Origin of the sequence: Rickettsia endosymbiont of Ceutorhynchus obstrictus (genome assembly GCF_964026565.1) — a bacterium.
Taxonomy (GTDB): Bacteria; Pseudomonadota; Alphaproteobacteria; order Rickettsiales; family Rickettsiaceae; genus Rickettsia.
On sequence record NZ_OZ032162.1, the window covers coordinates 319,057 to 339,505 of the forward strand.

Here is a 20,449-nt window from a genome sequence, read left to right on the forward strand (position 1 = left end):
AAATGAACTAGTTTAATACTAGTCTATTTTTTTAAAACTGTCCAACCATATTTTCGGCTACTACTATTTTATCAAACTCCTCTTCCGATAATAAATTTAATTCTAGTGCCGCTTGTTTTAATGTTATCCCTTGCTTATAAGCTTCTTTAGCAATTTTTGCTGCATTATCATAACCGATATGAGGATTAAGAGCGGTCACCAGCATAAGGGATTGCTCACGTAAATTATTAATCCGTTCTATGTTAGGCTCAAGTCCCTTTATACAATGCGAGACAAAGCTATTGACGCTATCTGCTAATAATTCGATAGATTGCAAGATATTATATATTATAACCGGTTTGAAAACATTAAGTTCAAGATGACCGTTTGAGCCGGCAATCGTTACGGTTACGTGATTACCCATTACTTGGCAGCACACCATTGTTAAAGCTTCGACTTGTGTTGGGTTAACTTTACCGGGCATGATAGAGGAACCGGGTTCATTTTCCGGTAGATGTAGCTCACCGAAGCCGCATCTTGGACCGGAGCCGAGCAGTCTTATATCATTGGCTATTTTCATTAAGCTCACTGCTATAGTATTAAGTGTACCAGAAAATTCTACTAACGCATCATGAGCAGCTAGTGCTTCAAATTTGTTAGGAGCGGTTTTAAAAGGATATTTAGTATATTCGGCTACTTTCTCGGCAAATTTTATATCAAATCCTTCGCGAGAGTTAATACCCGTGCCGACGGCCGTCCCGCCTTGTGCAAGCAAATAAACTTTTTTAAGCGCGTCTTCTATTCGCTCTAATGCATAAGCGATTTGAGTAATATAGCCGGAAAATTCTTGCTTTAAGGTTATAGGAGTAGCATCTTGTAGGTGGGTGCGTCCTATTTTAATTATGTTTTGCCAATTTTGTGATTTATCTTGCAAATTAGTTAGTAAATTTGTAAGCGCCGGGATTAACTGCTCTTTCGTTGCAAGCACGGTTGCTATATGCATAGCGGTTGGGAAAGAATCATTTGACGATTGCCCTTTATTGACGTGGTCGTTAGGATGTACAGGGGATTTGCCGCCTTTCTTGCCGGTTAATTCTTCGTTAGCAATAGCGGCGATTACCTCGTTCATATTCATATTTGTTTGCGTACCCGATCCGGTTTGCCATACTAGTAACGGAAAATTATCGCTAAATTCACCGTTTAAAATTCTATCTACGGCTTTATCTATTGCTTTTGCTATGTTAGGTTCAAGTTCACCGAATTCTTGATTGACCGTTGCAGCACATTTTTTTAAAATTGCTAAGGAATGAATTAAAATCAAGGGCATTTTCTGCTTGCCTATCTTAAAATTTTCTAAAGATCTTTGAGTTTGCGCCCCCCAATAAAATTGATCGTCTATTTTAACTTCACCGAATGAATCTGTTTCCGTTTTATAATTTTTCATATGTAATGTATAATTTAATTTTCTCGTGAAAATGATCACTTATTACTTCTAACCCTAGTTCCTTACATAATTTTGCAAAACTATAATATAATTTATCCTTTAAGGAAGAAGTTGCTAAGTTATTAGAAATAAAAGCTAAAGTGTTATCTAGCATAATATCATGGTTAAAATTATAAAATTTCTGCCATTGGTGGATGTCTGGGGCGGTAGATAAATCATTGCTCGGATAGGCTACATTTTCAATTATTGCCTTACCTCGATAGATATCAAACGTTACTTCATTAATTAAATTTTTGTTTTTTAAATTATTAATTATATCATCAAGAAATTTACCTAGTATTGCCTTGGAGAGTATTGTGTTAGTAATTTCTTTTTCTTTTAACTCTTTTATAAACTTATCTAACTGCTTCTCAAAATTTTCAATAATTTTTTTATTTCGTTCTATATTTTTTAGCATGACGCGCTCTTATTTAATTTATTATAAAAAGTTATAGCGTCATTCAGAAAGCTTGATACAAGCGAATTTCTCAGAACTCGTCTGTGCTCACGTACCTTTGACTGCTTGCGCAGACTCGTCTTTAAATTCATCTTGTCTAAAGCTTTCTGAATTTAGCTGTATGAGTTTGTTCAAAGCTGTATTTTACACCCAATTATAATATAATACTTAAATAAGCTATTTAAGTATTATATTATAGTAGACTACTCTTTCCCTGTTAAGTAAATAAAAAATGAATAAAACATAATATTTAATTTACTTAGGATGTTTTGTATATAACAAATGAAAAATTATAGAAGCGGCATTGGATACGTTAAGGCTTTCTACCTTATTGGAAATAGGTATTTTTACTAGATGGTCGCATGTTTCTCTAACTAACCTTCTCATTCCTTTGTCTTCCGAGCCGAGTACGACGACGATTTTATCCGAAAATAAATTATCGTTAAAAGAATTACTTCCTGCTGAGTCAAGCCCGATAATCCAGAAACCTTGTTTTTTAAGATATTCCATAGACATACGTAAATTAGTAACTTTTATAACTTGTACTAGCTCCAAAGTACCTGAAGCCGCTTTAGCAATCGTCGCGTTTTCATCCGGAGCGTTATCTGCCGGTAATATTACGGTATTAATTTCAAAGGCGGCTGCGCTACGAATAATTGCGCCGATATTTTGAGGGTCGGTTACCTGATCAAGAATTGCAATTCTACAATTCGGATTATTGACGTCGATATCTTCGATATTATTAGAAAAAATAGTCTTAACTTTAGCTACTATTCCTTGATGAATATGACTCGGTTCTAAAAGTTTAGATAAAAAATCGTTAGTAATAATTTTATAAGGGTAGGGGCTTATTAATTCCTTGTTAGCATTAAAAATATCAGAGGTACAAAAGATGCTTTCAATTTGACGTTTTGGATTTCTAAGAGCTGAATATACAGGGTGTTTGCCGTAAAGATAATAAAAATTTTTAGAGTTATGCCCTTTATTTCGCATGTTATTAAAAACCTAGAGTAATTTGTTCTTGACACAAACTACTATTTATTATAGAAACTTACAACTAAATAAACGTGCTAGCTGCTGTTTGTTTATTTGATGATTCGGCAAAAGATTTTATTAAATCCTATACTAATTTCTATTGTACTTTACAGTGAATTAGTCTATTTAATACAGTAGTCTTTGTAGGAGGGGTGGCCGAGTGGTCAATGGCAGCAGACTGTAAATCTGCCCGCGTAAGCGTACGAAGGTTCAAATCCTTCTCCCTCCACCACACTAAATGGTTCGGAGAAGCATGCGGGTGTAGTTCAATGGTAGAACTCCAGCCTTCCAAGCTGGTCGCGTGGGTTCGATTCCCATCACCCGCTCCAAATATTTAGTAATAAAGTTTGTGAAGATTTAGCAAAATAAATAATATGCGCTTTAAAAAATCAGTTTGTATTAAACCTAAAAAATTGTAGAGAGTAAATAATATGGCAAAAGCAAAGTTTGAAAGAAACAAACCACATGTTAATATAGGTACTATCGGTCACGTAGATCACGGTAAAACTTCTTTAACGGCGGCAATAACAATAGTGCTTTCCAAAGAAGGTGGAGCAAAGGCAACAGCTTACGATCAAATCGATGCGGCTCCTGAAGAGAAGGAGAGAGGTATAACAATCTCTACTGCACATGTGGAATATGAAACTAAAGCTAGGCACTATGCTCACGTTGATTGTCCGGGACATGCCGACTATGTAAAAAACATGATAACGGGTGCGGCTCAAATGGATGGAGCAATACTTGTTGTTTCTGCCGCTGACGGTCCGATGCCTCAAACCAGAGAGCATATATTACTAGCTAAGCAGGTAGGTGTTCCGGCTATGGTCGTCTTTTTAAATAAAGTAGATATGGTTGATGATCCTGAGTTGCTAGAGTTAGTTGAAATGGAAGTAAGAGAATTGTTATCAAAATACGGTTTTCCCGGTGATGATATACCTTTTGTTAAGGGTTCTGCGCTTCAAGCGTTAGAAGGTAAGCCTGAAGGAGAGAAGGCTATTCATGAATTAATGGATGCCGTAGATAGTTATATTCCTCAACCGAAAAGAGAAACTGAAAAGCCGTTCTTAATGCCGATAGAAGATGTATTTTCTATCTCCGGAAGAGGTACTGTTGTAACCGGTAGGATTGAAACCGGCGTGGTAAAAGTCAGTGATTCTATAGAAATCGTCGGTATGAAAGAAACTCAAACTAGTACTTGTACCGGTGTTGAAATGTTTAGAAAGCTTCTTGATAGCGGAGAAGCAGGGGATAATGTCGGTATATTACTACGCGGTACGAAAAGAGAGGAAGTTCAAAGAGGGCAAGTACTGGCGAAGCCCGGTAGTATAACTCCGCATGATGAATTTGAAGCCGAAGTATATGTGCTTACCAAAGATGAAGGTGGGCGTCATACTCCGTTTACTAATAATTATCGTCCACAATTCTATTTTAGAACAACGGATGTTACCGGTACAATAGAATTGCCGGCTGATAAGCAGATGGTTATGCCCGGTGATAATGCTAATTTTAAAGTTAAGTTAATTGCCCCAATTGCTATGCAGGAAGGACTGAAATTCTCCATTCGGGAAGGCGGTAAGACGGTTGGAGCAGGTGTTGTATCAAAAATTATAAAATAACTTGTTTTATAAATGCCTATTATCTTGTATAATGGGCATTTATTATTTTGAGATATATTTAAGGATGTACTGCTCGTATTTTGAGAATTAGATTTTATTTTGAGGGGTGAGTGTACGGAGCGTACACTTAAGTAACGTGAGTACACGAATCCTTGATAAAAAGACTTCTTGAAAGATGAGCAGTATATTTTGAATAGTCTTGCTGTTTGTAACAAAGGTTTACTAAATGAAAAATAGTCAAAAAATTAAGATTCGTTTAAAGTCATTTGATCATCGTATTCTTGATCAAGCTACGAAAGAAATAGTCGGCGCTGTTAAAAGAACCGGAGCTGATGTTAGCGGTCCTATCCCTCTACCTAGAATGATTGAAAGATTTACCGTAAATAGATCTCCTCACGTACATATAAAGTCAAGGGAACAATTCGAGATCAGAACTCAAAAAAGATTGCTTATTATAAGCTATCCAACGCCGCAAACCGTTGATGCTTTAAAGAAAGTTGATTTGCCTGCCGGTATTGACGTTGAGATAAAATTAGAGAGTGGGGAGTAATGAGAACTGGTATAATTGCCCAAAAAATTGGTATGACTTCAGTGTTTAATGAAAAAGGAGAGAGGGTTACTCTTACTCTAGTAAAGGTTGATAATTGTCAGGTTATAGGACATAAAACTACAGAAAAACATGGATATAATGCTATAGTTATCGGGATAAAAGATAAAAAAATATCAAGGGTAACTAAGCCGATGAAGCAGATATTTGCTAACGCTAAAGTATCGCCTAAGGTGAAATTAAAAGAATTTAGGGTGTCTGAAGATAATTTTATCGATATCACTACTAATTTAGAAGTGGATCATTTTACCGCCGGTCAATTTGTTGACGTATCTAGTACTACTATAGGTAAAGGTTTTGCCGGTAGTATGAAAAGACATAATTTTAGAGGGCTTGAGGCTTCTCACGGTGTGTCGATATCCCATCGTTCTCACGGTTCTACCGGAGGAAGGCAGGATCCGGGTAAAGTTTTTAAGAATAAGAAGATGGCCGGACATATGGGATGTCAAAAAGTTACTATTCAAAATCTAAAAATATTCGGGGTTGATAAAGAGCGCGGGGTTATTATGATTAAAGGTAGCATTCCGGGTTCTAAAGGTTCTTATCTTTGCATTAAAGATGCAATAAAAAAGGCCTCAATAACGATATAATAAATTTAAGAGAATAGTTAAAAAATTGCTGTGTTAATTGGTAAACACAGTGTTGATCGATTTTACCTCGTCATTGCGAGCGACTAAAGGCGTTGCTGCATGGATCGAATTTTTGGTGTCATACCGTGGCTCGTCCACGGTATCCAGTCTTTTATTAAGGTTTTTCTGGATACCGTGGACGAGCCACGGTATGACACCGTACTTGTAATAACTATAGTACGATAATTATGATCCACGCAACAATGCCTACTCGCAATGACGATTAACATTGCACATGAGCATTGTTTACGGCATTGTTGCATGGCTTGTTTTACATTTTGTGTATTCCCTCGAAAGAGAGAATCTACTTAACAATATAACAAAATTAGTAAGTTAGATAGCAGCTTTCGCTGATATGACACCAAAAATTCGAGCCATGCAACAAGGTCATTATTTACTCACAATTACGGCTCTAGAGTATAGAAGATTATATAGGTTAAACAAATATGAAGACTAAAATATTAAATCTTGCCAATGAAGAGATTGGGGAGATTAGTTTAGATAAAGATATATTTGCTTTGGAGTTCATCAGAGAAGATATTATAAAGCTTGTTGTTGATTGGCAGCGAGTTAAGGCAATGTCCGGTACTCACCAAACTAAAACGGTATCAGGGGTATCCGGTACTACAAAAAAACCGTTTAAGCAAAAAGGTACGGGTAACGCAAGACAAGGTTCGCTGCGGTCTGCCCAAATGCGCGGCGGTGGAGTAGCTCATGGTCCGGTATCAAGAAGTCATGCAACAAAATTGCCTAAAAAAGTTAGAAAACTTGGGTTAATGCATGCTTTATCAGGAAAATTAGCGGAGGGGAAATTATTAGTAATAAATTCTTTAAAGCTAGATGAGCCTAAAACTTCTATTCTTGCAAATATATTAAGTAAATTTCAAGGAAAAAGCTTTTTTGTAATTGATGGAAATGAGGTTGATGTTAATTTTTCCTTAGCTGCAAAAAATATTCATAATACAATAGTGGTTCCGCAAATAGGAGCGAATGTTTACGATATAATACGTCATGAATATGTGTTGATATCACAAGAGGCAGTTGATGTTTTAGAAAAGAGGTTAAAATGAATTTTTATAAACATTACGATTTGATTAGAAGACCGGTTATAACCGAAAAAACTACCGCCCTTTCTGAACAAAATAAATTTACTTTTTATGTAGATCAGCTTGCTAAAAAAATCTCTGTTAAAAAAGCCATTGAAGAAATATTTAAAGTAAAAGTTAAAAAAGTTAATATTTTAAATGTGAAAGGTAAGAAGAAAAGATTTAAAGGGATTAACGGATGTCAATCCGATAGGAAGAAAGCTATCGTGACATTAGAAAAAGATCATACTATTGATTTTACCGGAGGAATTAAATAAATGGCTTTAAAGAAATTTAACCCGATTACTCCTTCACTTAGAGAGTTAATACAAGTTGATAAAACTAGTCTTTGGAAAGGCAAACCTTTTAAACCTTTAACTAAAGGGTTAACTAAAACGGGCGGGAGAAATAATCAAGGTAGAATTACGTCGTGGCATAGAGGCGGCGGGCATAAAAAATTATATCGTATTATTGATTTTAAAAGAAATAAACTAGATGTATTTGCGATTGTTGAAAGAATAGAGTATGATCCGAATCGTACTGCCTTCATTGCTTTAATTAAATTTGAAGACGGCGAACATGCGTATATTTTAGCACCGCAAAAATTAGCCATAGGCGATAAAATTATATCTAGCAAAGAGGCTGATATTAAAATCGGCAACTGTCTGCCTTTAAGATTTATTCCGGTTGGAACTACTTTACATAATGTTGAAATGAAGGTAGGAAAAGGCGGTCAAATTGCAAGGTCGGCCGGTACTTCGGTAGATTTGGTGGGTAAAGATTCAGGATATGCTCAAATTAAGCTTAGATCGGGGGAATTTAGATTAGTACCTTTAGATTGTAAAGCTACTATAGGCGTTGTTTCTAACTCGGATCAAAAAAATATTAATTTAGGGAAAGCCGGTAGAAATAGATGGCTAGGATGGAGACCTCACGTTAGAGGTGTAGCTATGAACCCGGTTGATCATCCGCATGGCGGCGGTGAAGGTAAAACTTCCGGAGGGCGTCATCCCGTTACTCCTTGGGGATTCCCGACTAAAGGTAAAAAGACTCGTAAAAATAAATCTACCTCGAAGTTTATTATCAAGAAAAGAAAATAATTAAAATTAAAATTAGGTGTTAATTATGGCGCGTTCAGTTTGGAAAGGGCCTTTTGTAGACGGTTATTTGATAAAAAAAGTACATAAGTTAATGGAATCCGGTAAATCGGAAATGATTAAAACTTGGTCCAGAAGGTCAACTATTTTGCCTTTTTTTGTTGGTTTTACCTTTTCCGTGCATAACGGAAATAAGTTTATACCGGTTTCCGTAAGTGAAGAAATGGTTGGCAGAAAATTAGGAGAATTTGCGCCGACTAGAACATTTTACGGTCATGGAGCAGATAAAAAAGTTAAAAGAAAATAAATTATATGGCACAAGTAAGTAAAAATTTTGCTACGGCAAAAGCTAAATCTATTAGAGTTAGTCCCAGAAAGTTAAATTTAGTTGCAGCTTCTATTAGAAATATGAAAGTCGCACAAGCATTAGTGCAGTTAACTTTCTCACCGAAACGAATTGCACATGATGTAAAAAATTGTTTACATTCAGCAATTGCTAATGCTGAAAATAATTTAGGTCTAGATATAGATAGATTAGTTATTACGAGTGTTACGGTCGGTAAAGCTTTAGTGATGAAAAGAGTTATGCCGAGAGCTAAAGGGAGAGCGGCTCGAATTAATAAGTTTTTTAGTAATCTCTATATCACCGTTACAGAAAAAGAGGAGAATTAAAATGGGACAAAAAATTTGCCCACATGGTTTTAGAGTTGGACCGACATTAATTAAAGGATGGGATTCAGTATTATATGCTGAAAAACATTACAAAACTCTTTTTATACAAGATTTTAGGATTAGGGAATTAATAAATAAAAATTGTAATCAAGCTCAAATTAGTAGGATACTTATTGAAAGGCCTTCTAATAAAAGTATTATAATTAATATCTATGCAAAAAAACCGAATATTATTATCGGTAAAAGCGGTAGTGATATTGATAAATTAAAAAAGACTGTAGAAAAAATGGCTTCTTTGAAAGAAGTTTATATTAATATTCATGAAGTAAGAAAATCTAATATCGATGCTCCAATAGTTGCGCAAAATATTGCTTCGCAACTTGAAAAAAGAGTTTCTTTTAGGAAAGCAATGAAAACAGCTATTCAAGCTTCTTTTAAACAAGGGGGGCTTGGTATAAGAGTTAGTTGTTCGGGGCGTCTCGGCGGCGCTGAAATTGCTAGAACGGAATGGTATAGAGAGGGGAGGGTTCCTTTGCATACTTTAAGGGCTGATATTGATTATGCCACAGCCGAAGCTATAACTACTTATGGAGTTATAGGGGTAAAGGTTTGGATTTACAAAGGTGAGTACACCGAAAATAAAAAATATAACTAATTTTAAAGTACAAGAATGTTAGCTCCGAAAAAACAAAAATTTAGAAAGGCTCATAAGGGAAGAGTTTCCTCAAAAGCAAAATCAGGTACCATGCTTGCTTTTGGCTCTTTTGGATTAAAGTCTATAGACGGTTGGCGAGTGACCGCACGACAAATAGAAGCGGCAAGGAAAGCGGCAACTAGATGTATGAAAAGACAAGGTAGATTATGGATAAAAATCTTTCCCGATTTACCTGTTTCTAAAAAACCGGCTGAGGTTAGAATGGGTAAAGGTAAAGGTTCTCCGGAATTTTTTGCAGTAAGAGTTTCTCCCGGGAGAATTATGTTTGAAATTGAAGGAGTAGAAGATAATATAGCTCTTAGAGCTTTAGAGCTTGCCAGTGCTAAACTACCGGTAAGAACAAAGATAGTGAGGCGTTATGACTGATTTAAAATCCTTAAAAAAAGAAGTAGTTCATAAAACTATAGAAGAGCTTAATAAAAATCTTATTTTTTTTAAAAAAGAATTGTTTAATTTGAGATTTCAGCAGACTTTAGGGGAATTAAAAAATACAAGTAGATTTTCTTTTGTTAAAAAATCAATAGCACGTATTAATACCGAGTTAACCAAAAGATCTGAGAGTGAGGAATATTAAAATGCCAAAAAGAGTCTTACAGGGCGTTGTAGTTAGTTCAAAGGCTGATAAAACTATTACCGTAAAAGTAGAACGTAAATTTAAACATCCTATTTATAAGAAATTCGTAAAAGTATCTAAAAAATATGCTGCTCACGATCCTGAAAATAAGTTTCAAGACGGAGATAAAGTTAATATAATAGAAAGTCGTCCTATTTCAAAAACCAAAACATGGATAGTATTAAATGAGGAGTATAGTAAAAGCAGTTGAATTTACATATAAGATGTAAGGAGTGAAGCCTAATTTAATTAGGATAGCGACGAGCAACGATGTAAACAAGTTTAAGTCATTTTACTATAAAGGCTTTTAGCCTTTGACTTTATCGAATAGATTGTTTATTTTGTGTTTTGTAAAAAGTATATAAGTGGAAGTAATTTATGATTCAGATGCAAAGCATCTTAGATGTTGCGGATAATTCTGGTGCTAAGAAAGTTATGTGTATTAAAGTTTTGGGAGGTTCTCATCATATGATAGCTAAACTTGGGGATGTTATAGTAGTTTCAATTAAGGAAGCTATGCCCGGCGGTAAAGTTAAAAAAGGTGATGTATATAAAGGATTAATAGTTAGAACCAGAACGGGTGTTAGAAGAATCGACGGCAATACAATAAAATTTGATAAAAATGCAATAGTACTTCTAAATAAGCAGGGTGAACCTATAGGTACTAGAGTTTTTGGACCGGTAACTAGAGAACTTAGAGCTAAAAAATTTGTTAGAATAATGTCACTTGCAGAGGAAGTATTATAAATGATTAAGTTAAAAGTTAAAAAAGGTGATGAAGTTGTGGTTATTACCGGCAAATACAAAGGGAAAAAGGGTAAGATATTAAAAGTTTTTCCTGAAGATAATAAAATTATCGTTTCCGGTGTAAATTTGGTAAAAAAACATACCAAACCAAGCCAAGTAAGTGAAGGAGGAATAATAACTAAGGAATTGCCTATACATATCTCGAATGTTGCTCATATCGATCCTAAAAGCGGTGAATCTACAAAAATAGGTTTTAAAATTTTAGAGGACGGTTCTAAAGTTAGAGTAGCAAAAAAATCAGGAGAGATTATCGGCAAGGAAGGTAAATAATGTTATTAAGGTTTAAAGAGTTATATACTCAAGAAATTATAAAAGATTTGCAAAAAGAATTTTCTTATAAGAATAAGCATGAAATACCGGAAATTAAAAAAATCGTTATAAATATGGGAGTAGGAGAGGCGGTAGCCGACTCTAAAGTAATTAATAATGTTGTTAATGATTTAACATTGATTTCCGGACAGAAGCCTATTGTAACTTTAGCAAGAAAATCTATAGCAACCTTTAAACTTCGCGAAGGAATGAAGATAGGTTGTAAAGTAACTTTACGCAAAGACAGAATGTATGATTTTCTAGAAAGGTTGGTCATTGTGGCGCTGCCTCGTGTTAAGGAGTTTCGAGGCTTTTCTTATAAAAGTTTTGACGGTAAAGGAAATTTTACTTTCGGATTAAAAGAACAAATAGTCTTCCCCGAAATTAATTACGATAAAATTGATGTAATAAGGGGTATGGATATTACAATTGTTACCACGGCTAAAAACGATAAAGAAGGTAAATTGTTACTTTCCGGGTTTAATTTACCTTTTTATAATTAATTTTTAGGATATATAGATGGCAAAGTTAAGTTCTATAAAAAAAAATGAAAGAAGAAAAAAAATTTCGCAAAGCTTATATAATAAGCGTACAAAATTAAAGAATAAAATTTATGATAAAAATATTTCATTAGAAGAGCGTTTTTCCTTGGTAATGACGCTTGCTCAATTACCGAGAAATTCAGCTGCTATTAGAGTAAGAAATAGATGCGAATTAACCGGAAGACCAAGAGGCGTAAGCCAAAAGTTCGGCATCTCAAGAAATATGTTAAGAGTTTTAGCCGGTAAAGGGTTAGTTCCCGGGTTAATTAAAGCGAGTTGGTAAGAATTAAGGGGTATATCATATGTCAATGACTGATAATGTAGCGGATATGTTAACTAGAATTAGAAATGCTTATAAAAGTAAATTAATGAGCGTTTCTTTTCCTAGTTCTAAAATGAAATGTGCAATTTTAGATGTATTGCAAAAAGAAGGTTATATAAAAGAATATAAAGTTCTCCAAGAAAATAATATTAGTCATGTCGAGGTAGATTTAAAATATTCTATCAAAGGCGAGGCCTCTATACGTGAAGTTCATAAGGTTTCAACGCCAGGAAGAAGAGTATATTCAGCAATCAAAGATTTGAAAGGATATTATAATAATATGGGAATTTATATTCTTTCTACTTCTCATGGAATAATGTCGGATAGAGAAGCTCATATTCAAAATGTCGGCGGTGAAGTAATTTGTAAAGTGTTTTAAGGTAAAAAAATGTCACGTGTTGGGAAGTTACCGATTATTATACCGGAAGGGGTAAAAATTGGCTTAAACGGTTTAGAAGTAAATATATCCGGACCTAAAGGTAAATTATCAAAAGCTTTTAAAGGCAGTATAGAAATTTTATTAGAAGATAATAAAATTTTAGTAAAACCGTTAGCTCAAAATAAAAATGCCCGTTCTATGTGGGGTACCGCAAGAAGTATAATATCTAGCATGGTTAAAGGGGTAAAGGAAGGCTTTAAATTAGAGCTTGAAATTAACGGCGTCGGTTATAGGGCTATGGTAAAGGGAGAATATTTAAATTTAATGCTTGCCAAAAGCCATAACACAAAAATTGAAATACCTAAAGATATTAAAGTTGATGTTCCTAAACAAAATGTGATTATTTTGGAAGGGACGGATAAAGAAAAATTAGGTCAGTTTGCATCAATTATTATAAAGCAAAGACCGCCTGAACCTTATAAAGGTAAAGGAATTAAATTTAAAGGTCAGTATATACCACGGAAAGAAGGCAAGAAAAATTAAAATTTAAGAGTTAAATATGCATAGCGCGAAACTTAAGTTTGAAAGAAGACAAAGTAGAGTAAGATATAAGATAGCCAAGCTATCTAATAGACATAGATTATCTATTTTTAAATCCGGAAGACATATATATGCTCAGTTAATTGATGATTCAAAAGCGATAACTATTGCTTCGGCTTCAACTTTAGACGAAAAAATTAAAAAATTAAAAAAGTCTAATTGTAATGTAGACAATGCCGTTAAAATTGGTGAATTAATAGCTGAAAAAGCTATTTTGAAAGGAATAGAGGAAGTCGTATTTGATAGAGGGGGGTATAAATACCACGGTGTTATCAAAGCTCTCGCTGATGCGGCACGGAAAAAATTAAGATTTTAGATTAAGGTTATTATAAATGTCTAAAGGTAAAAAAAACGAAGAAGCTTTAAGCGAAACTGTAGTTGATATAAATAGAGTTACTAAAGTAGTTAAAGGCGGACGAAGATTTTCTTTTGCTGCATGTGTAGTTGCAGGAGATCGAGCAGGTAAAGTAGGCTATGGTCACGGTAAAGCAAAAGAAGTGACTGAAGCAAGAGGAAAAGCGACTCAAGAAGCTAGGAAAAAATTGACTAAGATTCCTCTTTATCAAAATAGAACAATTCACCACGATGTTGTGGGAAAAAGTGGAGCCGCTAAAGTAATTTTAAGAAGAGCTAAAGCAGGTACCGGAGTTATTGCAGGCGGTGCTATGAGAGCAATATTTGACTCTTTAGGAGTTCATGATATTGTTGCTAAATCATTAGGTTCTAGTAATGTATACGCAATGATTGCGGCAACATTTGATGCATTAAGTAAACTTTCTTCGCCAAAAACTATTGGATTACGAAGAGACAAAAAAATAAATGAAGTATCGGTCAAAGCTACTGATCTTCAAGTTAGTGAATAATATCGCATTATAAATAATAATATTAAATAATATTTTAGGTTTTTTAAAAGCTTGAGGTGTATTAAGGAACTATGAGTAATAAAAAAGAAAAAAAATTAGCTGATATACAATTAAAGGTTACTCAAGTTAAAAGTAGCATAGGTCGTAAATATGATCAGAAGCAAACGTTAATTGGACTCGGTCTAAATAAAATCGGTAGAGTTGTTATTCTCGATGCTACTAATTCAATTAAAGGTATGCTTAAAAAAGTTGAGCATTTGTTAAAAATAGAAAATATCAAGTAGAGTTTCAAAATGAAATTAAACGAATTATATAATAATTTTGGTTCTAAAAAAAATAGAAAAAGAGTCGGACGAGGCATTGGAAGCGGAAAAGGTAAAACTTGCGGCAGAGGTGTAAAAGGACAAAAATCTAGGTCTGGAGTGGCAATAAAAGGTTTTGAAGGCGGTCAGACACCTATAATAAAAAGATTGCCGAAAAGAGGATTTAATTCTTTATCTCCTAAAAAATATAATGTTGTAAATATTTATGATATCGAAGCTCTATTATTGGCCGGGCGTTTAAATGGGGCTGAAATAATTACTAAAGAAAAATTGGTAGAGGTCGGGTTAATTAAAAATAGTAACTTATTAGTTAAATTATTATCGGTTAGTACTGATGGTTTTGCCGTCCCTTTATCATTTAAGTTAGATGCTTATTCTTCTAAAACCAAAGAATTGATTGAAAAAACCGGTGGGCAAATATTGTAACTTATGAATTTACATTCTTCCAAAAAGACCGGCAATGATCTTATTAATCGTATTATTTTTACTATTTTAGTTCTTATAATATGTAGGTTTGGATCATTTATACCTATAGCGGGTATTGATTCGGTTGCTTTAAATAGTGTTGCCGAGCAGAATCAATCCGGTATACTCGGCATGTTTAATATGTTGTCAGGCGGTTCTTTAGGCAGGATGTCTATTTTTGCTTTAGCGGTTATGCCTTATATAACTGCGTCAATTATTATTCAATTAATGTCGGTAGCTTATAAACCTTTGGAAAATTTAAAAAAGGAAGGTGAAGCCGGAAAAAGAAAAGTTAATCAGTTATCAAGATATTTAACAGTTTTGCTAGCGTCTTTTCAAGCTTATGGGGTGGCTATAAGTTTGGAATCGATAGTAACAAATACCGGACCGGTAGTGATTATCCCCGGTCTTTTCTTCAAGGTTACCACAGTAATTACCTTAGCTGTCGGGACAATGTTTTTAATGTGGCTTGGTGAACAAATTACGCTTCGTGGGATAGGAAACGGCACTTCTTTAATTATATTTATAGGTATAGTTTCAGGCGTGCCTAGTGCTATTATTAGTATGTTTGAATTATCTCGTAAAGGAGCTTTATCGCCGTTAGTGGGGATAACTGTTTGCGTAGGGGTAGTCATTTTAATAGCTATAATAATTTTTTTCGAGAAGGCTCAAAGAAAATTATTAGTGCAATATCCTAAACGGCAAGTAGGAAATAAGATTTACGGCGGGGAAGCAACTCATATGCCGCTTAAACTTAATACGGCAGGTGTAATCCCGCCGATATTTGCTAGTTCAATTTTATTATTTCCTGCGACACTTGCAAATTTCTCTACTAATAATTCAGAAATTATGGGGAGATTGACATATTATTTGGGTCACGGAAAGCCTATCTACATTTTGTTGTATGTCGCTTTAATAATGTTTTTTAGTTTTTTTTATACGGCAATAGTATTTAACTCTGAAGAAACAGCCAATAATTTAAGAAAATACGGTGCTTATCTTCCGGGTAAAAGACCCGGAAAAAACACGGCAGAATATTTTGATTATATACTTACTAGGCTTACGGTTATAGGGGGGATATATTTAAGTTTAATATGTGTGATTCCTGAATTATTAATGAATAAATATGTTGTATCACTTTCTTTGGGAGGGACAAGTTTTTTAATTGTAGTTAATGTAGTGCTTGATACATTCACCCAAATTCAAACTTACTTATTTAGTAGTAGATACGAAGGGTTAATGAAAAAGGTAAAATTAAAAAATTAAAAATGAGTTAGAAGTGATAATAGTTCTTATAGGTCCGCCTGGAGCCGGAAAAGGAACTCAGGGGAAAAAGTTAGCTGAAAAAAGTCATTTACCTCATGTGTCTGTCGGCGATATATTTAGAACAATTATTATGTCCTCAAGTGAGGAGAGTAGGTTAATTAATAATTATATAAAGCAAGGAAAACTTATTCCTAATAAAATAGTAAATGGAATAGTTGAGAAATTTTTATCGTCGGATAAATATAAAAACGGTTATATATTAGATGGATATCCTCGTAATCTAGAACAAGCTGAATTTTTTAAAACTATTAGCAATCAAAAAATAAAAATTATTTACTTTGATATTTCCGATGAAATATTAATTAAAAGAATTTTAGGTAGATATAATTGCGAAAATTGCGGCAAGATATATAATAATTATTTCTTAAAACCTAAAGTTGAAAATATTTGCGATGCTTGTGGCTCAAGCGTGTTTGTTTATAGGAAAGATGATAGTGAAGAAATTATAAAAAAAAGAATAGAAGAGTATAAAATTGAAACTTCTCCCTTAGTAAATTATTATAAAGATAATTGTGAGTTTTATACGATAAATGCAAGTAAAAAAGAAGAAGAAATAGAAAGTGATTTATATAAAATACTAAAAATAAATTGACTTTATAAAAGATTTTTATATTATTTTTTTAGTTGTTAGTGAAATTTTGGAGATTATTTGTGGCAAGAATTGCGAGCGTTAACATTCCCGATAATAAGCGTTTAGTGATAAGTTTAACGTATATTTACGGTCTTGGAAATACTATTGCCAAGGAAATTTGTGATAAAACAAAGATACCGGAAAGTAAAAAAGTTAAAGATCTTAATGATCAGGAACTTATTAGTTTACGTAATGTTATTGAAAAAGAATATAAAGTTGAAGGTGATTTAAGACGAGAGGTTAACCTTAACATTAAAAAGAAAAAAGATATAAGGTGTTTTCAAGGGCTTAGGCATATACGCAAATTGCCGGTTCGGGGGCAAAATACTCATTCTAATGCTCGTACGAGAAAAGGAAAAGCTGTGGCGATTGCCGGTAAGAAAAAAGCCGTAAAATAATAGAGTAGAGTATAAAGATGAGTCAAACTAAAGTTAAGAAAAAAAAGAAGACTATTACCCTTGGTGTTGTGCATATACAAGCAACATTTAATAATACTATCATTACGTTTACCGATGTCCAAGGTAATGCGATATCTTCATCATCCGCAGGAAGAAACGGATTTAAAGGTGCTAGAAAAGCGACTCCTTACGCCGCTCAGATAACTGCAGATAAAGCTTCCGAAGAAGCAAAAGAATACGGGCTTAAAACTGTTTCTATTAGAATTCAAGGACCTGGCGCTCAACGTGAATCAGCGATGCGTGCAGTATTTGGACAAAATTTTGTAATTACATCAATTCTAGATGTTTCAGCCATTGCACATAATGGAGTAAGGGCGCCAAAAAGAAGAAGAGTATAAGGAAGACATAGATATAGGTATAGAATGTTATCGCTAAGTAAAAATTGGAACTCTTTAATAAAGCCGCATAAGGTAGCTTATCAAAGCTCTCCTGAAACTGACAATATCGCAAAAATTATAGTCGAACCATTAGAAAGAAGCTTTGGTTTAACATTAGGTAATGCTATGAGAAGGGTTTTACTTTCTTCTCTACAAGGAGCAGCCGTAACGTCTATAAAAATTCCCGGAGTAGTGCATGAATTTTCTTCTGTTCCCGGGATAAAAGAAGACTTAGTTGAAATAGTTTTAAATATTAAATCTATAGCAATAAAAATGCATGTTGCAGATAAAAAAATTGTTAAGTTAAAAGCTTCAGGACCTTGTGTAGTAACTGCCGGAATGATCGAAACCGGTCATGATGTAGAGATATTAAATCCGGAACATGTAATTTGTAACTTGGCTAAAGGTAAGCAGCTTGAAATGGAGTTAACTTGTAGAATAGGAAAAGGATACGTGCCTAGTACAAGTAATAGTGAAAATAACTTACCTATCGGGGAAATTGCTATAGATGCTTTATTTAGTCCGGTAAAAAGAGTTACCTATAAGGTTGAAAATACTAGGGTTGGTCAGGTTACCGATTATGATAAATTAATTATGATGGTGGAAACTAACGGAGATGTCTCTCCGGAAATGGCTATCGGTTTAGCTGCCCGTATTTTACAAGAACAATTACAACCGTTTATTTCTTTTGAAGAACAAGAGGAAGATAAGCAAGATAAAACAGAATCCTTGCCTTTCTCTCCTTATTTACTTAAAAAAGTTGATGAATTGGAGTTATCTGTTCGATCTGCGAATTGTTTAAGGAATGAAAATATAGTTTATCTTGGGGATCTTGTTAAAAAAACTGAAGCTGAAATGCTAAGAACTCCAAATTTTGGCAGAAAATCTTTAAATGAAATTAAAGAGATATTAGCAAAATTCAGTTTAAAATTCGGTATGGATTTGCCTGACTGGCCACCGGAAAATATACAAGAATTATCTAAGCGTTACGAAGATTTCTATTAATTTAAGGATATATAAAAAAGATGCGACATAAAATTAAAGGTAGAAAGCTTAATAGAACTAGTAGCCATAGGCAAGCAATGTTTGCTAATATGGCTGTAGCGCTTGTTATGCATGAGCAAATACAAACAACGCTGCCGAAAGCTAAGGAATTAAGACCTTATGTGGAAGCTTTAGTAACTAAGGCTAGAAATACTAATTTAGCAACCAGAAGAAGTGTATTAGCTAAGATAAAAGATAAGGTCGCGGTAGAAAAGCTAATTAATGTCTTGGGAAAAAGATATAGTAATAGACCCGGTGGCTATACTAGAATAATAAAAGCCGGTTTTCGTTACGGTGATTTAGCTCCTCTAGCGTATATTGAATTTGTTGATAGGGATGTGAATGCTAAAGGCAGCACAAATCATAATATTGATACTCAAAAAGATATTAAAAATAAGTAATAAATCTGTATAAGGGAAAATAATGGCTAATCATTCTTCAGCAAAAAAAGCTGCAAGGCAAACCATAAAAAAAACGTTGGTTAATAAAAAAAGATCAAGTGCAATAAAGACTTATATTAAAAAAGTTTTGCACGAAATTAATAATGGATCAAAAGATAATGCTAATCTTGCTTTGATTACAGCCCAATCTAAAATAATGAAAGGGGTGAAGAAAAATATTATTAAATTGAATACCGCCTCACGAAAAATTAGTCAATTATCTCAAAGAATTAAACAAATGGCTAAAGAAGAAGTATAATCTCCTAATTGCTTTTTTTTAAGTATTTATTAGCTAAATTAAAGCTAATAAAATTTTAAAAAAATAAATTATTACTTATTTTTTTGTTTATATTGTTGTCGATTATTCTTTAATTTAAGAATTTATTTATTTAGCTCATTTATTAAGTTGTTGAAAATTTAATTCTCAAAATTTAGCTTGATTATTTTCCAAAATTAGTGCATATTTTGCTTGCAGAATGTGGGCGATTAGCTCAGTTGGTAGAGTATCTCGTTTACACCGAGAGTGTCGGCAGTTCGAGTCTGTCATCGCCCACCATTAATATAAAAAATTTTAGTGTTTAGGTTTAGCTATATGAAAAGTTATTTAAAAAAAACTTTATTTGTTTTCGCGGGGCTTCTATTCATAGGTGGAGGTTTCCTTTTCGGTCAACCGGGAAAAGTTGATGCAACTTCTAAAGAAGAAAAGAAAAAATTTGGTAATTGGTCTTTGAATTGTACTGTTGACGATAAGAAAAAGCAAGCTTGTTTTTTATCACAGCAGATTAATAATACTGTTAAAGGTAAAGAGCAAGAAGTTTTAGCTCTGTATCAAGTCGGTAATTTCGGTCAAGAAAAAGAAGTAAAAATAATTGAAACGTTACCTACAAATATTCTAATCGCTCCCGGTACTTCAATTATTAGCGGAACACAATTAATAGCATCCGGTAAATACGTTAATTGTACCTTAGGTAACTGTCAGGCTGTAGCCTCGATTTCTCAAAGTGATTTGAAAACTATTTTGTCAAATGATAATAACTTCGTTGGAGTAATGACGGCGGAAGGTAAGCAAGTAAATTTTCCGCTTTTCAAAGAGGGTTTAGAAGAAGGGTTGAAAGCTTTAAAAAGTAAAAATTAATTAAGTTTAGAGTTCTAAACTTAATTTTAAAATAGCAAAAATAAAAAGTGAGAAAAATAATTTTTCTCACTTTTTTTATGAGCATCGTCAAATTAAGTGAGTGTGTAATGTATAGCAAAGCTTATTAAGTCTATATATAAAATTTCGCGAGTCTTGATTGTACTTATGTACTATTTGCGGCGTTGTTGCATGGCTCTAAAAAAGTGCCGTATGTCATTCCCGCGCAGGCGGGAATCTAGAAAAAACAAAAAAGTCATCCTGAATTTATTTCAGGATCTACTAAAAAAAGATGCTGAAACAAGTTCAGCATGACAAAGCTAGAAAGCCTGGATTCTAGCCTTTAGCCATAACTGTCCGAAGTTACATAAAGAAGTAGAAAGAAATATAGATTTTTACTGTATTTAATGGCTATATATAGTAAAAATTCTTAATATTGATGC

The 20,449-nt window shown here is 33.7% G+C and carries 35 protein-coding genes, 3 tRNA genes and 1 pseudogene; 34 read left to right on the forward strand and 5 right to left on the reverse strand.

Going from position 1 to position 20,449, the window contains the following annotated elements:
• Positions 1-31: 31 nt before the first annotated feature.
• The 4 genes and pseudogenes from fumC to rlmB form a co-directional block, all read right to left on the reverse strand.
• Entirely contained in the window at positions 32-1,423 is a 1,392-nt protein-coding gene (gene fumC, locus AAGD64_RS01905) for a class II fumarate hydratase (RefSeq protein ID WP_341793659.1), read from the reverse strand.
• Positions 1,410-1,880, reverse strand: coding sequence for a hypothetical protein (locus AAGD64_RS01910; protein ID WP_253308025.1), 471 nt, complete (start codon positions 1,878-1,880; stop codon positions 1,410-1,412). The genes fumC and AAGD64_RS01910 overlap by 14 nt, the downstream gene beginning before the upstream one ends.
• A gap of 32 nt (positions 1,881-1,912) precedes the next feature.
• A pseudogene (locus AAGD64_RS10550) lies at positions 1,913-2,054 on the reverse strand (palindromic element RPE3 domain-containing protein); the annotation flags it as partial.
• A gap of 120 nt (positions 2,055-2,174) precedes the next feature.
• A complete protein-coding gene (gene rlmB, locus AAGD64_RS01920) occupies positions 2,175-2,912 on the reverse strand; it encodes a 23S rRNA (guanosine(2251)-2'-O)-methyltransferase RlmB (protein WP_341793660.1) in 738 nt (245 codons plus the stop codon).
• 188 nt (positions 2,913-3,100) lie between these two features.
• Between rlmB and AAGD64_RS01925 the strand changes: the two genes are divergently transcribed.
• The 5 genes from AAGD64_RS01925 to rplC all read left to right on the forward strand — a co-directional run bounded on the left by AAGD64_RS01925 (position 3,101) and on the right by rplC (position 5,767).
• Positions 3,101-3,186: transfer RNA gene (locus AAGD64_RS01925), tRNA-Tyr, on the forward strand.
• Between the two features lie 23 nt (positions 3,187-3,209).
• Positions 3,210-3,283 (forward strand) — tRNA-Gly (locus AAGD64_RS01930).
• A gap of 102 nt (positions 3,284-3,385) precedes the next feature.
• Positions 3,386-4,570, forward strand: coding sequence for an elongation factor Tu (gene tuf, locus AAGD64_RS01935; RefSeq protein ID WP_253308023.1), 1,185 nt, complete (start codon positions 3,386-3,388; stop codon positions 4,568-4,570).
• Positions 4,571-4,796: 226 nt separating this feature from the next.
• On the forward strand, positions 4,797-5,120 hold the full coding sequence (gene rpsJ / locus AAGD64_RS01940) for a 30S ribosomal protein S10 (RefSeq protein WP_341789527.1): 324 nt from the start codon (positions 4,797-4,799) through the stop codon (positions 5,118-5,120).
• On the forward strand, positions 5,120-5,767 hold the full coding sequence (rplC, locus tag AAGD64_RS01945) for a 50S ribosomal protein L3 (protein WP_341793661.1): 648 nt from the start codon (positions 5,120-5,122) through the stop codon (positions 5,765-5,767). The genes rpsJ and rplC overlap by 1 nt, the downstream gene beginning before the upstream one ends.
• An 83-nt stretch (positions 5,768-5,850) precedes the next feature.
• Here rplC and AAGD64_RS01950 read toward each other — a convergent pair whose 3' ends face one another.
• The gene (locus AAGD64_RS01950; RefSeq protein ID WP_341793662.1) at positions 5,851-6,069 is read right to left on the reverse strand and encodes a hypothetical protein; all 219 of its coding nucleotides are present in this window, start codon (positions 6,067-6,069) and stop codon (positions 5,851-5,853) included.
• Positions 6,070-6,252: 183 nt separating this feature from the next.
• Here AAGD64_RS01950 and rplD point away from each other — a divergent pair, with 183 nt between their 5' ends.
• The 29 genes from rplD (at position 6,253) to AAGD64_RS02095 (ending at position 20,321) form a co-directional block, all read left to right on the forward strand.
• The gene (gene rplD / locus AAGD64_RS01955) at positions 6,253-6,876 is read left to right on the forward strand and encodes a 50S ribosomal protein L4 (protein ID WP_253308020.1); all 624 of its coding nucleotides are present in this window, start codon (positions 6,253-6,255) and stop codon (positions 6,874-6,876) included.
• Positions 6,873-7,169, forward strand: coding sequence for a 50S ribosomal protein L23 (rplW, locus tag AAGD64_RS01960; RefSeq protein WP_341793663.1), 297 nt, complete (start codon positions 6,873-6,875; stop codon positions 7,167-7,169). Before rplD ends, rplW begins: the two co-directional genes overlap by 4 nt.
• The gene (gene rplB / locus AAGD64_RS01965; protein ID WP_253308018.1) at positions 7,170-7,991 is read left to right on the forward strand and encodes a 50S ribosomal protein L2; all 822 of its coding nucleotides are present in this window, start codon (positions 7,170-7,172) and stop codon (positions 7,989-7,991) included. It abuts the gene before it with no gap.
• 25 nt (positions 7,992-8,016) lie between these two features.
• Entirely contained in the window at positions 8,017-8,295 is a 279-nt protein-coding gene (gene rpsS, locus AAGD64_RS01970; protein WP_253308017.1) for a 30S ribosomal protein S19, read from the forward strand.
• A gap of 5 nt (positions 8,296-8,300) precedes the next feature.
• Positions 8,301-8,660: a 50S ribosomal protein L22 gene (rplV, locus tag AAGD64_RS01975; protein WP_341793664.1), complete on the forward strand. Its 360-nt coding sequence runs from the start codon at positions 8,301-8,303 to the stop codon at positions 8,658-8,660.
• A 1-nt stretch (position 8,661) separates the two neighbouring features.
• Positions 8,662-9,315, forward strand: coding sequence for a 30S ribosomal protein S3 (rpsC, locus tag AAGD64_RS01980; RefSeq protein ID WP_341793665.1), 654 nt, complete (start codon positions 8,662-8,664; stop codon positions 9,313-9,315).
• Positions 9,316-9,330: 15 nt separating this feature from the next.
• Positions 9,331-9,741 carry a 50S ribosomal protein L16 gene (gene rplP, locus AAGD64_RS01985; protein WP_253308014.1) on the forward strand — a complete coding sequence of 137 codons (411 nt, stop codon included), beginning with the start codon at positions 9,331-9,333 and terminating at the stop codon, positions 9,739-9,741.
• A complete protein-coding gene (gene rpmC, locus AAGD64_RS01990) occupies positions 9,734-9,949 on the forward strand; it encodes a 50S ribosomal protein L29 (protein ID WP_253308013.1) in 216 nt (71 codons plus the stop codon). The genes rplP and rpmC overlap by 8 nt, the downstream gene beginning before the upstream one ends.
• A 1-nt stretch (position 9,950) precedes the next feature.
• Positions 9,951-10,199 carry a 30S ribosomal protein S17 gene (gene rpsQ, locus AAGD64_RS01995; protein ID WP_253308012.1) on the forward strand — a complete coding sequence of 83 codons (249 nt, stop codon included), beginning with the start codon at positions 9,951-9,953 and terminating at the stop codon, positions 10,197-10,199.
• 167 nt (positions 10,200-10,366) lie between these two features.
• A complete protein-coding gene (gene rplN, locus AAGD64_RS02000; RefSeq protein WP_253308011.1) occupies positions 10,367-10,735 on the forward strand; it encodes a 50S ribosomal protein L14 in 369 nt (122 codons plus the stop codon).
• On the forward strand, positions 10,736-11,065 hold the full coding sequence (gene rplX, locus AAGD64_RS02005) for a 50S ribosomal protein L24 (protein WP_341793666.1): 330 nt from the start codon (positions 10,736-10,738) through the stop codon (positions 11,063-11,065).
• Complete coding sequence (gene rplE / locus AAGD64_RS02010; protein WP_253308009.1) at positions 11,065-11,607, forward strand: 50S ribosomal protein L5; 543 nt, start codon at positions 11,065-11,067, stop codon at positions 11,605-11,607. The genes rplX and rplE overlap by 1 nt, the downstream gene beginning before the upstream one ends.
• 16 nt (positions 11,608-11,623) lie before the next feature.
• Entirely contained in the window at positions 11,624-11,929 is a 306-nt protein-coding gene (gene rpsN / locus AAGD64_RS02015; RefSeq protein ID WP_253308008.1) for a 30S ribosomal protein S14, read from the forward strand.
• Between the two features lie 19 nt (positions 11,930-11,948).
• Positions 11,949-12,347: a 30S ribosomal protein S8 gene (rpsH, locus tag AAGD64_RS02020; protein WP_253308007.1), complete on the forward strand. Its 399-nt coding sequence runs from the start codon at positions 11,949-11,951 to the stop codon at positions 12,345-12,347.
• Between the two features lie 9 nt (positions 12,348-12,356).
• Entirely contained in the window at positions 12,357-12,890 is a 534-nt protein-coding gene (gene rplF / locus AAGD64_RS02025; protein ID WP_253308006.1) for a 50S ribosomal protein L6, read from the forward strand.
• 16 nt (positions 12,891-12,906) lie between these two features.
• Positions 12,907-13,263 (forward strand): 50S ribosomal protein L18, encoded by a 357-nt coding sequence (gene rplR, locus AAGD64_RS02030; RefSeq protein WP_341793667.1) that lies wholly within the window; start codon positions 12,907-12,909, stop codon positions 13,261-13,263.
• A 16-nt stretch (positions 13,264-13,279) separates the two neighbouring features.
• Entirely contained in the window at positions 13,280-13,810 is a 531-nt protein-coding gene (gene rpsE, locus AAGD64_RS02035) for a 30S ribosomal protein S5 (protein ID WP_253308004.1), read from the forward strand.
• A 71-nt stretch (positions 13,811-13,881) separates the two neighbouring features.
• Positions 13,882-14,094 carry a 50S ribosomal protein L30 gene (rpmD, locus tag AAGD64_RS02040; RefSeq protein WP_341793668.1) on the forward strand — a complete coding sequence of 71 codons (213 nt, stop codon included), beginning with the start codon at positions 13,882-13,884 and terminating at the stop codon, positions 14,092-14,094.
• A gap of 9 nt (positions 14,095-14,103) precedes the next feature.
• Positions 14,104-14,559 carry a 50S ribosomal protein L15 gene (rplO, locus tag AAGD64_RS02045; RefSeq protein ID WP_253308002.1) on the forward strand — a complete coding sequence of 152 codons (456 nt, stop codon included), beginning with the start codon at positions 14,104-14,106 and terminating at the stop codon, positions 14,557-14,559.
• A 3-nt stretch (positions 14,560-14,562) separates the two neighbouring features.
• Positions 14,563-15,864, forward strand: a complete 1,302-nt coding sequence (gene secY, locus AAGD64_RS02050; protein ID WP_253308001.1) for a preprotein translocase subunit SecY — start codon at positions 14,563-14,565, stop codon at positions 15,862-15,864.
• A gap of 13 nt (positions 15,865-15,877) precedes the next feature.
• On the forward strand, positions 15,878-16,516 hold the full coding sequence (locus AAGD64_RS02055) for an adenylate kinase (protein ID WP_253308000.1): 639 nt from the start codon (positions 15,878-15,880) through the stop codon (positions 16,514-16,516).
• A gap of 59 nt (positions 16,517-16,575) precedes the next feature.
• A complete protein-coding gene (gene rpsM / locus AAGD64_RS02060; protein WP_253307999.1) occupies positions 16,576-16,953 on the forward strand; it encodes a 30S ribosomal protein S13 in 378 nt (125 codons plus the stop codon).
• Between the two features lie 17 nt (positions 16,954-16,970).
• Positions 16,971-17,351: a 30S ribosomal protein S11 gene (gene rpsK / locus AAGD64_RS02065; protein ID WP_253307998.1), complete on the forward strand. Its 381-nt coding sequence runs from the start codon at positions 16,971-16,973 to the stop codon at positions 17,349-17,351.
• Between the two features lie 24 nt (positions 17,352-17,375).
• The gene (locus AAGD64_RS02070; protein ID WP_341793669.1) at positions 17,376-18,395 is read left to right on the forward strand and encodes a DNA-directed RNA polymerase subunit alpha; all 1,020 of its coding nucleotides are present in this window, start codon (positions 17,376-17,378) and stop codon (positions 18,393-18,395) included.
• A gap of 20 nt (positions 18,396-18,415) precedes the next feature.
• Entirely contained in the window at positions 18,416-18,835 is a 420-nt protein-coding gene (rplQ, locus tag AAGD64_RS02075; RefSeq protein WP_253307996.1) for a 50S ribosomal protein L17, read from the forward strand.
• Between the two features lie 22 nt (positions 18,836-18,857).
• Positions 18,858-19,133 (forward strand): 30S ribosomal protein S20, encoded by a 276-nt coding sequence (gene rpsT / locus AAGD64_RS02080; RefSeq protein ID WP_253307995.1) that lies wholly within the window; start codon positions 18,858-18,860, stop codon positions 19,131-19,133.
• A 221-nt stretch (positions 19,134-19,354) separates the two neighbouring features.
• A tRNA-Val gene (locus AAGD64_RS02085) sits at positions 19,355-19,430 on the forward strand.
• Positions 19,431-19,466: 36 nt separating this feature from the next.
• The gene (locus AAGD64_RS02090) at positions 19,467-20,009 is read left to right on the forward strand and encodes an invasion associated locus B family protein (RefSeq protein WP_253307994.1); all 543 of its coding nucleotides are present in this window, start codon (positions 19,467-19,469) and stop codon (positions 20,007-20,009) included.
• A 165-nt stretch (positions 20,010-20,174) separates the two neighbouring features.
• Positions 20,175-20,321, forward strand: a complete 147-nt coding sequence (locus AAGD64_RS02095) for a hypothetical protein (protein ID WP_341793670.1) — start codon at positions 20,175-20,177, stop codon at positions 20,319-20,321.
• The last annotated feature ends 128 nt before the right edge of the window (positions 20,322-20,449 follow it).

What these genes read in the sequence shown, in the direction of transcription:
- fumC (WP_341793659.1), bottom strand. Translation starts at nt 1,423, where the DNA reads ATGAAAAATTATAAAACGGAAACAGATTCATTCGGTGAAGTTAAAATA.
- AAGD64_RS01910 (WP_253308025.1), bottom strand. Translation starts at nt 1,880, where the DNA reads ATGCTAAAAAATATAGAACGAAATAAAAAAATTATTGAAAATTTTGAG.
- rlmB (WP_341793660.1), bottom strand. Translation starts at nt 2,912, where the DNA reads ATGCGAAATAAAGGGCATAACTCTAAAAATTTTTATTATCTTTACGGC.
- tuf (WP_253308023.1), top strand. Translation starts at nt 3,386, where the DNA reads ATGGCAAAAGCAAAGTTTGAAAGAAACAAACCACATGTTAATATAGGT.
- rpsJ (WP_341789527.1), top strand. Translation starts at nt 4,797, where the DNA reads ATGAAAAATAGTCAAAAAATTAAGATTCGTTTAAAGTCATTTGATCAT.
- rplC (WP_341793661.1), top strand. Translation starts at nt 5,120, where the DNA reads ATGAGAACTGGTATAATTGCCCAAAAAATTGGTATGACTTCAGTGTTT.
- AAGD64_RS01950 (WP_341793662.1), bottom strand. Translation starts at nt 6,069, where the DNA reads ATGCAACAATGCCGTAAACAATGCTCATGTGCAATGTTAATCGTCATT.
- rplD (WP_253308020.1), top strand. Translation starts at nt 6,253, where the DNA reads ATGAAGACTAAAATATTAAATCTTGCCAATGAAGAGATTGGGGAGATT.
- rplW (WP_341793663.1), top strand. Translation starts at nt 6,873, where the DNA reads ATGAATTTTTATAAACATTACGATTTGATTAGAAGACCGGTTATAACC.
- rplB (WP_253308018.1), top strand. Translation starts at nt 7,170, where the DNA reads ATGGCTTTAAAGAAATTTAACCCGATTACTCCTTCACTTAGAGAGTTA.
- rpsS (WP_253308017.1), top strand. Translation starts at nt 8,017, where the DNA reads ATGGCGCGTTCAGTTTGGAAAGGGCCTTTTGTAGACGGTTATTTGATA.
- rplV (WP_341793664.1), top strand. Translation starts at nt 8,301, where the DNA reads ATGGCACAAGTAAGTAAAAATTTTGCTACGGCAAAAGCTAAATCTATT.
- rpsC (WP_341793665.1), top strand. Translation starts at nt 8,662, where the DNA reads ATGGGACAAAAAATTTGCCCACATGGTTTTAGAGTTGGACCGACATTA.
- rplP (WP_253308014.1), top strand. Translation starts at nt 9,331, where the DNA reads ATGTTAGCTCCGAAAAAACAAAAATTTAGAAAGGCTCATAAGGGAAGA.
- rpmC (WP_253308013.1), top strand. Translation starts at nt 9,734, where the DNA reads ATGACTGATTTAAAATCCTTAAAAAAAGAAGTAGTTCATAAAACTATA.
- rpsQ (WP_253308012.1), top strand. Translation starts at nt 9,951, where the DNA reads ATGCCAAAAAGAGTCTTACAGGGCGTTGTAGTTAGTTCAAAGGCTGAT.
- rplN (WP_253308011.1), top strand. Translation starts at nt 10,367, where the DNA reads ATGATTCAGATGCAAAGCATCTTAGATGTTGCGGATAATTCTGGTGCT.
- rplX (WP_341793666.1), top strand. Translation starts at nt 10,736, where the DNA reads ATGATTAAGTTAAAAGTTAAAAAAGGTGATGAAGTTGTGGTTATTACC.
- rplE (WP_253308009.1), top strand. Translation starts at nt 11,065, where the DNA reads ATGTTATTAAGGTTTAAAGAGTTATATACTCAAGAAATTATAAAAGAT.
- rpsN (WP_253308008.1), top strand. Translation starts at nt 11,624, where the DNA reads ATGGCAAAGTTAAGTTCTATAAAAAAAAATGAAAGAAGAAAAAAAATT.
- rpsH (WP_253308007.1), top strand. Translation starts at nt 11,949, where the DNA reads ATGTCAATGACTGATAATGTAGCGGATATGTTAACTAGAATTAGAAAT.
- rplF (WP_253308006.1), top strand. Translation starts at nt 12,357, where the DNA reads ATGTCACGTGTTGGGAAGTTACCGATTATTATACCGGAAGGGGTAAAA.
- rplR (WP_341793667.1), top strand. Translation starts at nt 12,907, where the DNA reads ATGCATAGCGCGAAACTTAAGTTTGAAAGAAGACAAAGTAGAGTAAGA.
- rpsE (WP_253308004.1), top strand. Translation starts at nt 13,280, where the DNA reads ATGTCTAAAGGTAAAAAAAACGAAGAAGCTTTAAGCGAAACTGTAGTT.
- rpmD (WP_341793668.1), top strand. Translation starts at nt 13,882, where the DNA reads ATGAGTAATAAAAAAGAAAAAAAATTAGCTGATATACAATTAAAGGTT.
- rplO (WP_253308002.1), top strand. Translation starts at nt 14,104, where the DNA reads ATGAAATTAAACGAATTATATAATAATTTTGGTTCTAAAAAAAATAGA.
- secY (WP_253308001.1), top strand. Translation starts at nt 14,563, where the DNA reads ATGAATTTACATTCTTCCAAAAAGACCGGCAATGATCTTATTAATCGT.
- rpsK (WP_253307998.1), top strand. Translation starts at nt 16,971, where the DNA reads ATGAGTCAAACTAAAGTTAAGAAAAAAAAGAAGACTATTACCCTTGGT.
- AAGD64_RS02070 (WP_341793669.1), top strand. Translation starts at nt 17,376, where the DNA reads ATGTTATCGCTAAGTAAAAATTGGAACTCTTTAATAAAGCCGCATAAG.
- rplQ (WP_253307996.1), top strand. Translation starts at nt 18,416, where the DNA reads ATGCGACATAAAATTAAAGGTAGAAAGCTTAATAGAACTAGTAGCCAT.
- rpsT (WP_253307995.1), top strand. Translation starts at nt 18,858, where the DNA reads ATGGCTAATCATTCTTCAGCAAAAAAAGCTGCAAGGCAAACCATAAAA.
- AAGD64_RS02090 (WP_253307994.1), top strand. Translation starts at nt 19,467, where the DNA reads ATGAAAAGTTATTTAAAAAAAACTTTATTTGTTTTCGCGGGGCTTCTA.
- AAGD64_RS02095 (WP_341793670.1), top strand. Translation starts at nt 20,175, where the DNA reads ATGTACTATTTGCGGCGTTGTTGCATGGCTCTAAAAAAGTGCCGTATG.